The sequence below is a fragment of the Spirillospora sp. NPDC049652 genome, assembly GCF_040675125.1.
Classification (GTDB): Bacteria; Actinomycetota; Actinomycetes; order Streptosporangiales; family Streptosporangiaceae; genus Spirillospora.
The window spans coordinates 1-11,451 of record NZ_JBFAOF010000145.1 but is presented as its reverse complement, the minus strand read 5'-3'; the positions used below and the strand labels follow the sequence as shown (position 1 = coordinate 11,451).

At 71.3% G+C, this 11,451-nt stretch carries 16 protein-coding genes; 5 read left to right on the top strand and 11 right to left on the bottom strand.

Annotated elements, in window-relative coordinates; translation table 11 throughout:
* The coding region (locus tag AB0J52_RS12905) for an MFS transporter (RefSeq protein ID WP_500181755.1) at positions 1-1,171 on the bottom strand (1,171 nt) is incomplete at its 3' end.
* A 199-nt stretch (positions 1,172-1,370) separates the two neighbouring features.
* On the opposite strand from AB0J52_RS12905, the gene AB0J52_RS12900 reads away from it, so the two are divergent.
* Complete coding sequence (locus AB0J52_RS12900; RefSeq protein WP_500181754.1) at positions 1,371-1,610, top strand: hypothetical protein; 240 nt, start codon at positions 1,371-1,373, stop codon at positions 1,608-1,610.
* Between the two features lie 49 nt (positions 1,611-1,659).
* Here AB0J52_RS12900 and AB0J52_RS12895 read toward each other — a convergent pair whose 3' ends face one another.
* Positions 1,660-2,001 carry a hypothetical protein gene (locus tag AB0J52_RS12895; RefSeq protein WP_500181758.1) on the bottom strand — a complete coding sequence of 114 codons (342 nt, stop codon included), beginning with the start codon at positions 1,999-2,001 and terminating at the stop codon, positions 1,660-1,662.
* Between AB0J52_RS12895 and AB0J52_RS12890 the strand changes: the two genes are divergently transcribed.
* Positions 1,899-2,300, top strand: coding sequence for an acyl-CoA dehydrogenase family protein (locus AB0J52_RS12890; protein ID WP_500181757.1), 402 nt, complete (start codon positions 1,899-1,901; stop codon positions 2,298-2,300). The two genes, AB0J52_RS12895 and AB0J52_RS12890, sit on opposite strands and share 103 nt — an antisense overlap.
* On the opposite strand, the gene AB0J52_RS12885 is transcribed toward AB0J52_RS12890, so the two are convergent.
* The 3 genes from AB0J52_RS12885 to moaA all read right to left on the bottom strand — a co-directional run bounded on the left by AB0J52_RS12885 (position 2,297) and on the right by moaA (position 4,599).
* Positions 2,297-3,229 carry an NTP transferase domain-containing protein gene (locus tag AB0J52_RS12885; RefSeq protein WP_500181753.1) on the bottom strand — a complete coding sequence of 311 codons (933 nt, stop codon included), beginning with the start codon at positions 3,227-3,229 and terminating at the stop codon, positions 2,297-2,299. The two genes, AB0J52_RS12890 and AB0J52_RS12885, sit on opposite strands and share 4 nt — an antisense overlap.
* A complete protein-coding gene (locus AB0J52_RS12880; protein WP_500181752.1) occupies positions 3,219-3,527 on the bottom strand; it encodes a DUF3467 domain-containing protein in 309 nt (102 codons plus the stop codon). The genes AB0J52_RS12885 and AB0J52_RS12880 overlap by 11 nt, the downstream gene beginning before the upstream one ends.
* An 82-nt stretch (positions 3,528-3,609) precedes the next feature.
* The gene (gene moaA, locus AB0J52_RS12875) at positions 3,610-4,599 is read right to left on the bottom strand and encodes a GTP 3',8-cyclase MoaA (RefSeq protein WP_500181751.1); all 990 of its coding nucleotides are present in this window, start codon (positions 4,597-4,599) and stop codon (positions 3,610-3,612) included.
* Between the two features lie 146 nt (positions 4,600-4,745).
* On the opposite strand from moaA, the gene AB0J52_RS12870 reads away from it, so the two are divergent.
* The gene (locus tag AB0J52_RS12870) at positions 4,746-5,567 is read left to right on the top strand and encodes an alpha/beta hydrolase (RefSeq protein WP_500181750.1); all 822 of its coding nucleotides are present in this window, start codon (positions 4,746-4,748) and stop codon (positions 5,565-5,567) included.
* On the opposite strand, the gene AB0J52_RS12865 is transcribed toward AB0J52_RS12870, so the two are convergent.
* Positions 5,521-6,318 (bottom strand): hypothetical protein, encoded by a 798-nt coding sequence (locus AB0J52_RS12865; RefSeq protein ID WP_500181749.1) that lies wholly within the window; start codon positions 6,316-6,318, stop codon positions 5,521-5,523. The two genes, AB0J52_RS12870 and AB0J52_RS12865, sit on opposite strands and share 47 nt — an antisense overlap.
* Positions 6,319-6,528: 210 nt before the next feature.
* Here AB0J52_RS12865 and AB0J52_RS12860 point away from each other — a divergent pair, with 210 nt between their 5' ends.
* Positions 6,529-7,341: a MerR family transcriptional regulator gene (locus AB0J52_RS12860; RefSeq protein ID WP_500181748.1), complete on the top strand. Its 813-nt coding sequence runs from the start codon at positions 6,529-6,531 to the stop codon at positions 7,339-7,341.
* A 17-nt stretch (positions 7,342-7,358) separates the two neighbouring features.
* Here the strand turns inward: AB0J52_RS12860 and AB0J52_RS12855 are convergent, their stop codons facing one another.
* Positions 7,359-8,099 carry a hypothetical protein gene (locus tag AB0J52_RS12855; protein WP_500181747.1) on the bottom strand — a complete coding sequence of 247 codons (741 nt, stop codon included), beginning with the start codon at positions 8,097-8,099 and terminating at the stop codon, positions 7,359-7,361.
* Between the two features lie 70 nt (positions 8,100-8,169).
* On the bottom strand, positions 8,170-9,363 hold the full coding sequence (locus tag AB0J52_RS12850; protein ID WP_500181746.1) for an RtcB family protein: 1,194 nt from the start codon (positions 9,361-9,363) through the stop codon (positions 8,170-8,172).
* 739 nt (positions 9,364-10,102) lie between these two features.
* Here AB0J52_RS12850 and AB0J52_RS12845 point away from each other — a divergent pair.
* Positions 10,103-10,564, top strand: a complete 462-nt coding sequence (locus AB0J52_RS12845; protein ID WP_500181745.1) for a hypothetical protein — start codon at positions 10,103-10,105, stop codon at positions 10,562-10,564.
* Between the two features lie 21 nt (positions 10,565-10,585).
* Here the strand turns inward: AB0J52_RS12845 and AB0J52_RS12840 are convergent, their stop codons facing one another.
* From AB0J52_RS12840 to AB0J52_RS12830, 3 genes are all read right to left on the bottom strand, one after another.
* On the bottom strand, positions 10,586-10,972 hold the full coding sequence (locus AB0J52_RS12840; RefSeq protein WP_500181744.1) for a VOC family protein: 387 nt from the start codon (positions 10,970-10,972) through the stop codon (positions 10,586-10,588).
* Positions 10,969-11,262 carry an ArsR/SmtB family transcription factor gene (locus tag AB0J52_RS12835; RefSeq protein ID WP_500181743.1) on the bottom strand — a complete coding sequence of 98 codons (294 nt, stop codon included), beginning with the start codon at positions 11,260-11,262 and terminating at the stop codon, positions 10,969-10,971. Before AB0J52_RS12835 ends, AB0J52_RS12840 begins: the two co-directional genes overlap by 4 nt.
* A gap of 65 nt (positions 11,263-11,327) precedes the next feature.
* Positions 11,328-11,451 (bottom strand): SelB domain-containing protein (locus tag AB0J52_RS12830; RefSeq protein WP_500181756.1); only part of this gene is annotated, 124 nt, incomplete at its 5' end.

Genomic DNA, 11,451 nt, shown 5'->3' with positions numbered 1-11,451 from the left:
GCGTGATGGTCTGGTTCGGGGAGATCACCAGGCCGCTGCCGACGCCCGCGACCAGCAGCGGGAGCGCCGTCCACCAGGCGGCGCCCGAGCCGGGGTGCACCTCCACGGCGATCCAGGTCAGCACCAGCCCGAGCAGGACCAGCGCGAGCCCGCCGCACACCAGCGGACGGCCGAGCCGTCCGACCATGCGGCCGCCGGCCGCCGAGGCGACACCGGACCCGAGCGCGAACGGAGTGATCGCGAGGCCCGCGCCGAGCGCGCTGTAGCCGAGGCCGTTCTGCAGGTAGAGCGTGAAGATGAAGAAGATCGAGGTGAACCCGGCGAAGTACAGCAGCGCGATCCCCGACCCGAGCGAGTAGGAGCGCAGCCGGAACAGCCCGAGGTTCACCATCGGCGCGTCGGTGTGCCGCTCCCACGCCACGAACACGGCGAGCAGCACCAGCCCGGCGACCACCAGCAGCCACTTGGCCTGCCCGTGCCAGGTCCGCTCCTGCAGGAACGGCAGCATGAACGCGACGACCGCCGCGCCGAGCAGCAGCACGCCGAGCGGGTCCAGGCCCTGGCTCTCGCCGTAGACCGGGGCGGGCAGCAGCATCCGCGCCAGCACCAGGGCGACCAGCCCGATCGGGATGTTGATCAGGAAGATCCAGCGCCAGCCGGTGTCGGTCCCGGCGATCTGGATCAGCACGCCGCCGAGCACCGGCCCGACCGCCGTCGCGATGCCGATGACGGCGCCCAGCGCGCCGAACGCCCGGCCCCGGTCGGCGCCCTGGAACAGCTGCTGGATCAGGCCCGCGACCTGCGGGTTGAGCACCCCGCCCGCGACGCCCTGGACGAGCCGCGCGATCACCAGCCACAGCATCGTCGGCGCGAGGCCGCACGCGGCGCTGGACAGGATGAACAGCGTCAGGCCGGCCATGAACGTCGCGCGCCGGCTGCGCGCGTCCCCGATCCGGCCGGACGCGACCAGGACCAGGCCGAAGGTGAGCGCGTACCCGGACAGGATCCACTGCAGCCCGCCCTCGGAGGCGTGCAGCCCCGTCTTGATGGACGGCAGCGCGACGTTGACGATGCTCACGTCCAGCAGGGTCATGAAGGCGGCGACGAGGCAGACCGACAGCGCACGCCACGGGTGGGCGCACGGCTGGGGCTCCGCCGTCTCGCTCGTCACAGAACGAGATCTTCACCGTCCCCCGTCAGGGCAAACACGGCGCGCACCGGCCGCGACCGTTCCCGTCCCCGCTCTTGCCCACCGCTTTAGCCCGAGGCCTCTGCGCCCGCGGACCGGCCTGCCCGGATCGACCGGCCGGGCCTCCGGTCGGCCGGGACCGCCGGCGCGGCCGGCGCGGCCGGGTGGCTACGCTGGGGCCGTGACCGAATCCCCTCCGGACGTCCCCGCGGACGAGGAGCCCCTCTGCTCGGCCAAGGGCTGCCAGGCCCCGGCGGTCTGGGCCCTGCGCTGGAACAACCCGAAGATCCACACGCCGGAGCGGCGGAAGGTCTGGCTGGCCTGCGACGAGCACCGCGACGGCCTCTCGCAGTTCCTGGACCGCCGCGACTTCCTCAAGGACGTCGTCCCGATGGGCGAGCTGTCCCCGACCGACGGCTAGCGTCCCGCGCCTCGGTTCCGGTCAAGGGCCGGTGTTCGGCCCGCCGCGCTCACGGCGCGGATTTCGTGCCCTTGGACGGCGCGAGTTCGGTGCAGGCGGGCTGGTACTTCATGGCGGCGGGCCATCCGTATCCCTGGTGGAAGCCCTCTTTGCAGTCGTTGACGGTCTTCTGGCCGCAGGCGTTGCCGGCGAGGTCCTGAGTCGCGCCGAGCTTGACGGCCTTGTCGAGGCACGACTTGCCGTCCTGGACCTGCCGGTCGGCCCGATAGGACACCGGTGCCCGGCCCGATGACTCGGCCCCTGCGGTACCGGCGGGCAGAGCGGCGAGCGCGAGCACGGCGACCGGCACAGCGGTGCGGGCCAGACAGGCGATCGTGTGCGGACGGGACATGGCCACCCTCCCGATTTTCACTCTCCGTAGCTGATCGCTACGTTATGTATCCGCAGGTGGGAAAGGGAAACGTCGTGGCCGGCGCACCGCTGCTGGCCCTCCAGGCCATCCAGCACAAGCTCGCCGACATGGCCACCGACTTCTACGCCGCGCGCTCCATGACCTACGCCGCGCTCGCCGACCTGGACGCCGGCGCCAAGCCGCGCCTGGAGGCGTTCATGTGCAAGCCGTTCGTCGCCGAGGCCGCCTTCCTCGTCCTTGACGAGGCGGCGCAGACCCACGGCGGGCACGCGACCTAGCGGGCCTCGTCGGCCTTCTGGTCGGCCTTTTCGCCGGCCTTCCAGGACAGGGCCAGCTCGGTGACCCGGGCGGACGCGTCCCGGGCGGCGGCGCCGCGTCCGACCGCCAGGCCCAGCAGGTAGGCGGTCAGCGGCGCGCCGGGACGGGCCACGCCGTGCGCCACGTCCCGCGCCAGGTCCAGGACCAGGTCGCGGTCCAGGTCGGCGCGGTCGATGCCGAGCTCCAGGCACACCGCGTCGATCCATTCCTCCAGCACCGTCATCTCCCCCTTCACCGGATTCCGGGACCGATCGTACGGGCCGGACGCCCTCCGGCCCGCCTCGGCCAGCGCCTCGGGGGTGTCGCAGTCGAACCACGGCGGCCGCTCCCCCGCGTCCCGCACCGCGACCGCGAGCGGACGCAGCCCCCGGAGGACGCCGCCCAGCCGCGAGCCCGCGTACCCGTCGAGCGCACGCCGGAGAGCCGCCGTCCGCCACACGCCGGTGAGCCACTGGGCGCGGCCGTCGTCGTCCACGAACACCGCCCCGTCCGCGCCCCCACGCTCGGCGGCGCCGAGCAGCGCGGCGACGTGCTCCGGCCGCAGGAACGGCAGGTCGGCGGCGAGCAGGACGGTCCAGGGCGCGCGGACCTCGGCGAACCCCGCACGCAGAGCCGGGACGGGCCCGGAGCCGGGCGGGTCCTCCCGGACGTACGTCGCGTGCGGAAGGTCCGGATGCGGCGGGCCGACGACCACGACCCGTCCGGCGGCCTCCACCGCCTGCGCCGTCAGCAGGAGCAGCGGCGTCCCGCCGACCTTCATCGCGGGCTTGTTCGCACCACCCAGCCTGCGTGCCCGCCCCCCGGCCAGCAGAACCGCATCGAACCCGGCCGCACCGGACGAATCGCGGGTCCCGGCGGCCCGGGCGGCGTTCACCGGGTCATTCGCCATGAGTGCTGGTGCCGCTCTCGCGCTCGTAGGCGCTGAGGTTCTGCTCCAGTGCGCGCATCAGGTCCCACACCTGCCCCGGCGGGATCCGGACCCGCGCGACCACGCGGGCGGGCACGTGCACGTAACGCTCACCGGTCGCCCGGTCCTCGGCGACCTCGGGCGGACGCACCTCGGTGGCGAAGTCCAGGACGAAACTGTCCCGGGCACGCCACACCGAGGCGAACCCGGCGAACGCGCCGACCTCCTCCTCCGGTGGGACGGTGATCTCGACACGGGTGTCCAGCGGCTCGTCCGTCACCTTGCCATCGTCGCACGCCCACCCGATCAGGGCGCCGCCCCGCCCGGGGCGGGCGGCCCGGAGCGGACGGTGAGCGCGGCGGTCAGCCGCCGATCGCCGACATCGGGCGGACGGGCTGCAGGAACGACGGGTCGTCGATGCCGTGCCCCGCCCGCTTGCGCGCCACCGCCGCCCGCCACCGGTCGGCCAGCTCGTCGTCCGACGCGCCCGCCCGCATCGCGTCCCGGAGGTTGGACTCCTCCGTCGCGAACAGGCAGTTGCGGACCTGGCCGTCCGCGGTGAGCCGGACCCGGTCGCACGCCCCGCAGAACGGCCGGGTCACCGACCCGATCACCCCGACCGTCGCCGGACCGCCGTCCACCAGGAACAGCTCCGCGGGGGCGCTGCCGCGCTCGGCCGCGTCCGCCGGGGCCAGCGCGAACGCCGCGCCGAGGCGGGCGAGGATCTCGTCCGCCGTGATCATGTTCTCCCGGCTCCAGCCGTGCTGGGCGTCCAGCGGCATCTGCTCGATGAACCGCAGCCGGAACCCCTGGTCCAGGCACCAGCGCAGCAGCGGGACGGCCTCATGGTCGTTGACCCCGCGCATCAGCACCGCGTTGATCTTCACCGGCAGCAGCCCGGCGGCGCGCGCCGCCTCCAGCCCCGCCAGGACGTCGGGCAGCCGGTCCCGGTGGGAGAGCGTCCGGAACGTCTCGCGGTCCAGGGTGTCGAGCGAAACGTTGACCCGGTCGAGCCCGGCCGCCGCCAGCGGCCCCGCCAGCCGCGCCAGCCCGATCGCGTTGGTGGTCAGCGACACCTGCGGACGCGGCGACAACTCCACCGTGCGGCGCACCAGCTCGGGCAGCCCCCGGCGCAGCAGCGGCTCACCGCCGGTGTAGCGCACCTCGGTGACGCCGAGCCGCTCCACCCCGATCCGGACCAGCCGGACCACCTCGTCGTCGGTCAGCATCTCGGGCTTGGGCAACCACTCCAGACCCTCCGCCGGCATGCAGTACGTACACCGCAGATTGCACCGGTCGGTGAGGGAGACCCGCAGGTCCGTAGCGGTCCGTCCGAAGCTGTCGACCAGCACGGGCGCCCCTTTCCTACCACTCCGACGTCTGGACGCCCCAGCCTATTGCGCCGGTTGACGATCCCGCGCACCGCGGGAGACGGTATCGGCGCGATCATCGTCACCCCGCGGCCGCGCGCCTTCCGCGGCCGCATCCTGGAGGTTCCATGCCCCCCGCCCGCCAGTGGGAGTTCGCCGGAGTGAACGGCGCGGTCACCGCCCGCATCTGGCCGCACGACGCGCCCCGGTACGTCGCCGTCCTCGTCCACGGCTACGGCGAGCACCTCGGCCGCTACGAGCACGTGGCCGCCGCCCTGCACGGGCACGGCGCCCTGGTCTGCGGCCCCGACCACACCGGCCACGGCCGCTCGGCGGGCGACCGCGTCCTGATCGGCGACGTGGACGACCTGGTCGCCGACCTGCACACCGTCGTCGAATCCGCCCGGCAGGACCTGCCCGGCCTCCCGGTGATCATGATCGGGCACTCCATGGGCGGGCTCATCGCCACCCGCTACGCCCAGCTCCACGGCGAGCGGCTCACCGCCCTGGTGCTCTCCGGCCCCGTCCTCGGCCGCTGGGACGCCCTCGCCGCCCTCCGCGACCTCACCGAGATCCCCGACGTCCCCATCGACCCGTCCACGCTCTCCCGCGACCCCGACGTCGGCCGGGCCTACGCCGCCGACCCGCTCGTCTGGCACGGCCCGTTCAAACCCGCGACCGTCCAGGCCCTGCTCACCTCGATCGACGCCGCCAACCGGCACGGCACCCTCGGCGACCTGCCCGTCCTGTGGCTGCACGGCGAGGACGACCGGCTCGTCCCGGTCGAGGGAACCCGCGTCGGCATCGAGGCCATTCGCGGCACCGCCCTCACCACCAGGCTCTACCCCGGGGCGCGCCACGAGATCTTCAACGAGACCAACCGCGACGAGGTCCTCGCCGACGTCACCGCCGCCATCGACGCCGCGCTCGCAGACCGCTCCCCTCGCTGAACGACACCCCCGGCGCGAGCCGGACCGGCGCGTCGTCCTCCCACGCCTTCCGGCGGGCGCCCCACGCCAGATACCGCCACACATGCCCATGGACGGGCACCAGCGGCACAGGCAGCTCCGGATCGTCGTCCGGCACGATCCGGAGCAGAAGCACCCCGCCCTCCCGCGCGTACAGCAACTCCCCGAACGGACGCCCCGGACCGTCCAGATCACACACGGCCAGAGGCCCCTCCACCGGTCGACGTCCGTCCGACGGCAGCGCGCGCAACAGTTCCGCCCCCGCCGAACCGCCCAGCAACCCCGACAAGAAATCACGGAACGGCTCTGTCCCGGCCGCGAAGTACAGCGGCAGGCCCCGCGATCGGGCGAGCAGCTCGTCCGCCCCCAGCGACAGGCGCCCGAACCACAACCAGTCGGGCCGCCCCTCATGGTCGATCGGGAAACGCCCGAGACGTTCGTCCGGATTCTCCCAGGGCTCGTCCTCTGTCTCCTCATCCCGTGTGCGGACGGCCTCCGCAAGCAGCACGACCGTCTGCCAGCTCTGGCAGTCGTCAGTCCGCTCCCCCAGACCGGCACCACACGAAACGCACGCCAGATTGGGCTCCTCACCAGGGACGACACCCAGGCAACCGTCGCCACAGCGCTCCGGAACGAGCCGAACCCCGAACACGTCACCCGGCGCCAGCACGAACCCCCGCAGCCCCTCCGCATACGTTCCGGCCGTCATCAGCACAGGGCACGTGAAATGCATCGGCGGCGTCGTACCGGGACGAGGCATCCGCACCCGCAGCAGAGCCCCCGTGAGCGCAACCCCGCAAGCACGGCACTCGAAGATCGACCGGACGTTCAGCGGAACACCTCCTGCCCCTCGCCTCCCGTCCCACGGAGCAGGCCCGACGAAACCGGGCCCAGTAGCGTGCTTGACCCTCACACCGTGTCAGGCCCTGGACTCGGAGACACCATGTTCACCATCGGAGAATTCGCCCGGCACGGCCGCGTGTCGGTCAGGATGCTGCGCCACTACGACGCCATCGGACTCCTGCGCCCCGTGCGGGTGGACCCGGACAGCGGGTACAGGTACTACACGGCCGGGCAGCTGACCCGGCTCAACCGCGTCATCGCGCTCAAGGAACTCGGGTTCACCCTGCAGCAGGTCCGAGAGATCGTCGACGACGACGTCAGCACCGACCAGCTGCGGGCCATGCTCCGCCTGCGGCGCGCCGAACTGGAGGCGGCGATGACCGCCGCCGCGGCCCGGCTCGTCCAGGTCGAGGCGAGACTCCGGTCGATCGAGAAGGAGGGCCAGATGCCCGACGAGGACATCGTGGTCAAGACCCTGCCCCGACTGCGGATCGCGGAGGTGACGGGCCTCGCCACCGGCTTCGACGCCATCACCCCCGTCATCCAGCCGCTCTACGCCGAACTGTTCCAGCTCATCGAGAAGGCTGGCATCACCCCGTCCGGCCCCGGCGTCGCCTACTACGAGGACGCCCCCGACGGCGGCGTCCTCGTCCACGCGGGCGTCCAGGTCACCGCGCCGCCCACGCGGGACGGCCGGCTCCACGTCCTCGACCTGCCCGCCATCGAGCAGGCCGCGACGGTCCTGCACCGCGGCTCCCCCTCCGCCATGCTCCCGACCATCCAGGCCCTCGGCCGCTGGATCGAAGCCAACGGCTACCGCTCCACCGGCTACCCCAGGGAGATCAGCCTGGAATGCCCCGAGAACCAGGACGACTGGCTGACCGAACTCCAGGAACCGGTCACCCCCGCCTGACCCCGCGGACGAGCCGGTCAGCGCTTCAACACCTCGGCGCGATCCCACACCAGGGGCCGCAGCACCTCCGCGCCGACCGGCTCGTCCAACTCGGCCAGCACCTCAGCGCGGGCACGGCGCGCGACCGACACGTCCCGGCGGAAACTCCGGAACACCTGCACCTCACCGGACGCGTAGTGCGCCCCCTCCCCCAGATAGGAGTAGTCCATGCCGTGCGCCTGCGGGTCCAGCCTCGCGGCGTGGACGGCCCACTCCCGCATCTCGTGCGGCGACTGAGGCCGCAGCACCACCAGCCCGTTCAGCCGCTCCACGCGGCCGTGCACACGGGCGTCCCGGTCCCAGTTCGCCTCGAACCACGCCTTGGGATCCGTCAGCGCCGCGTCCAAACCATGCGTATGCCACCGGACGGTACCGTCCGGCGCGGACACCAGCGGCAGCCGCGCCTTCAACGCACGCGCATGCCGCGCGGTGAACGGCGTGTCCCACGCGGGAACCAGCACGATCCGGTCGGCCGGATCACCGTCGAACGGCGTCGTGGTGATGAACTCGCGGTCGATCACCACCAGCGTCCCCGGCCGCGACTGGTAGGACAGACCCCACAGCAGACGACCCAGCAGCCGCGCCCCATGCCGGTCCGACAGCACATGCCACGTCCCGTGGAACAGGTTCGTGCTGAACCGCACCGCCGTCCCCGGCCGAAGCGACACGACCGTGTGCGGACGGCCGGCCAGGCGCACACCGCGACGGTGCAGCTTCATGCCGTCCGCCGCCGAACGCGCGCTCGCGGGCCGCTGCCTGCGACCGGCCGTCCTCACCGGCATCCCCGCCTCATCCCTTCACGCAGATCAGCTGACGCAGGTGCGCGACCACCTCGACGAGGTCGGTCTGCGCCGCCATCACCGACTCCAGGTCCTTGTACGCGCCGGGGATCTCGTCGAGCACGCCCCCGTCCTTGCGGCACTCGACACCCCTGGTCTGCTCCTCCAGGTCCTGGACCGTGAACGTCTTGCGCGCCTTGTTCCGGCTCATCTTCCGCCCCGCGCCGTGCGACGCGGAGTTGTAGGCGAGCTCGTTGCCGAGCCCGCGCACGATGTAGGTCCCGGTCGCCATCGACCCGGGGATGATCCCGAGGTCGCCCCGTCCGGCGCGGATCGCTCCCTTCCGGGTGACCAGCACGTCCACGCCGCCGTAGGTCTCCTCGGCCACGTAGTTGTGGTGGCACGAGATGACCTCGCCCCACTTGCAGCGCTTCTCGCCGAACCACCGCGTCACCACGTTCTGCGCGAGCGCCATCATGACCGCGCGGTTGCGCCGCGCGTACTCCTGCGCCCAGAACAGGTCGTGCCGGTAGGCGTCCATCGTCTCGGTGCCGGTCAGGAACACCGCGAGGTCGGGATCGGGCAGGTCCTGGTTGTGCGGAAGCCGCCGAGCCGCCTCGACATGCCGCTCCGCGAGCTCCTTCCCGATATTCCGAGACCCGGAATGCAGAACAAGCCAAATTGCCCCGTCATCATCTGCACACAGTTCTTCGAAATGGTTGCCGCTTCCGAGGGAGCCAATTTGCGAGCGAGCCTTTCCGAGGCGATTCACAACACCTTTGTGAAGGCTATTGAATTCGGCCCAGAATTCATACCACCCACGCTCCTTGAGGCCCGGAATCGCGGACGGATCCACAGGGTTCTTGTGTGATGCGCGCCCGACCGGAACGGCTTTCTCCAGCTTCGCACGCAGGCCGGAAAGGTCATCCGGCAGGTCCTCGAGCGTCAGCGAGGACTTGACCGCCGTCATCCCACAGCCGATGTCCACGCCGACCGCCGCGGGGGACACCGCGTCGCACATGGCGATCACGGAGCCGACGGTCGCCCCCTTGCCATAGTGAACATCCGGCATGACGGCCACCCCCTCCACCCACGGGAGCCGCGCCACGTTATGCAACTGCTCCAGGGCGACTTCCTCGACGGTGGACGGGTCCGCCCACATCCGAATCGGGACGCGCCCGCCCTCCAACACCTGATAAGGCACCGCGTGCCCCTCTCCGAACTCGGCAGTTATTCGAACCGGGAACTATGACGCCAGATCACCACAAGTCGGTTCAACTTATTTTCCGCACACTGTCGCTTCAGCCACCCCTCCATCACCAAGTGTAACAAAATGCTCACTCTTCGCAGCCCCACTTCCGGCTTTGCGGCATCGCCCGGCACGCGACAATCAGTCGAACCCAAGTTCGACTCATGAAGATCGAAGGGATCCCTATGGCGACGCCGGAGTGTTCGGACCAGTACTGCGCCAGACCGGTGAAGGCCCGAGGGCTGTGTCACCGCCACTACGCGCAATGGTTGCGCGCGACTCCTCAGGAGTTACGTCCACTCGTCCGCCGAGGCCGACCCCGGAAGCAGATCGACATGGACCGCGCCCACCGCGTCTTCGATCTCGAGCGGCCCGAGATGGCCTACCTGTTCGGTTTCCTCCAGACCGACGGGCACCTCAGCTCTCAGTCCCGGGACCGAGGACGGATCTCCCTCGAACTCTCGGAGCGAGATCTTCCAGTCCTCGAGCGCTTCCAGCAGCTCGTCCCCTACCCCTCCTCGATCACCTTCAGGACGCGATCGACGAACTTCACCTCCGAGGAGCCGTCTCGGACGGCCATCTGGCGCCTCTTCGACCTGGAAGCACGCCGCGCGCTGGAGGGCTTGGGCCTGCCGGCCGGGAGAAGTCGGCCATCATCGAACCCCCTGCGCGACCGTTCAGCGAGCCGGACTACATGCGTGCGCTCATCGACGCCGACGGCTCGGTGGGATTCACCGGGAAGGGCTACCCCTTCGTGAGCTTCACGACGGCGAGTCCGCGGCTGAGCGCGTTCGTGTGCGAGAAGGTGTTCGAGGTGACCGGGGTCCGGCGTACGGTCAGGCCGAACAAGCGCGACGAGATCTACAACCTGCTCATCACCTGCGAGCCGGCCGCCGACTTCGCCCGCTGGCTGTACTACGACGGGTGCCTGGCGCTCGAACGCAAGTACGCCAAGGCGGTGGCCGTCGGCGAATGGGTCCGTCCAGCCGGAATGAGGGCGCGGTCATCTCCGCGCCGGTGGGCGCCGGAGGAGGACGCGGTCGTACTGGCGATGTCGACCGCGGATGCGGCCGAGAAGCTCGGGCGCACCGAAAGGAGCGTGGCGATACGGCGGTACCGGCTCATCCATCGGATCACCGGGGTGCCCGGCTACTGACCGCCGGCGAACCCGGGCCGGTTACTCGGCCTGGGTGAGCTGGATGAGGTTGCCGCAGGTGTCGTCCAGGACGGCGGTGGTGACCGGGCCCATGGTGAGGGGGTCCTGGGTGAAGCGGACGCCGAGGGCGGTGAGGCGGCGGTGCTCGGCCTGGACGTCGTCGACGGCGAAGGAGGCGGCGGGGATGCCGTCGGCGACCAGGCCGTCCTTGTAGGGCTTCACGACGGGGTGGCCGTCGGGTTCGAGGAGCAGCTCGGTGCCGTCGGGCTGCTCGGGTGAGACGACGGTGAGCCAGCGGGCGCCGCCCACGGGGACGTCGTGCTTCTTCTGGAAGCCGAGGACGTCGGTGTAGAAGGCGAGGGCCTTGGCCTGGTCGTCGACGAAGACGCTGGTGATGTTGATCCTCATGGTGTGTCCTCCGGTGGGCGGTGGCGGAGCCATCGGCGGGCGATGCGTTCGAGTGGTCCGGTGTCGAGGTCGTGGAACTTGTAGCGGCCCTCGCGCCGGGTGCGGACGAGTCCGGCGGCCTCCAGGACGGCCAGGTGCTGGCTGACGGCCTGGCGGGACAGGCCGAGCCCGTGCTTGGTGATCAAACGCGTGCAGATCTCGAAGAGGGACTGCCCGTCGCGTTCGGTCAGCTCGTCCAGGATCAGCCGCCGGGTCGGATCGGCGATGGCCTTGAACAGATCGTCCTCCACTACTCCATGTTAGGCAAGCACCGACTTGCCTAACAAGGGGGTGCGGAAGCGGCCGTGGCCGCCGGTCAGTCGCCGGAGGGCGCGCCGCCGGAGGGCGCGTCGCCGGGGACGCGGTGCCCCTCGGGGAGGCGCTCGGTGCGTCCCTGGCGGTGGAGGTGTTCGAGGAGGGCGACGGTGGCGCGGCGTGGC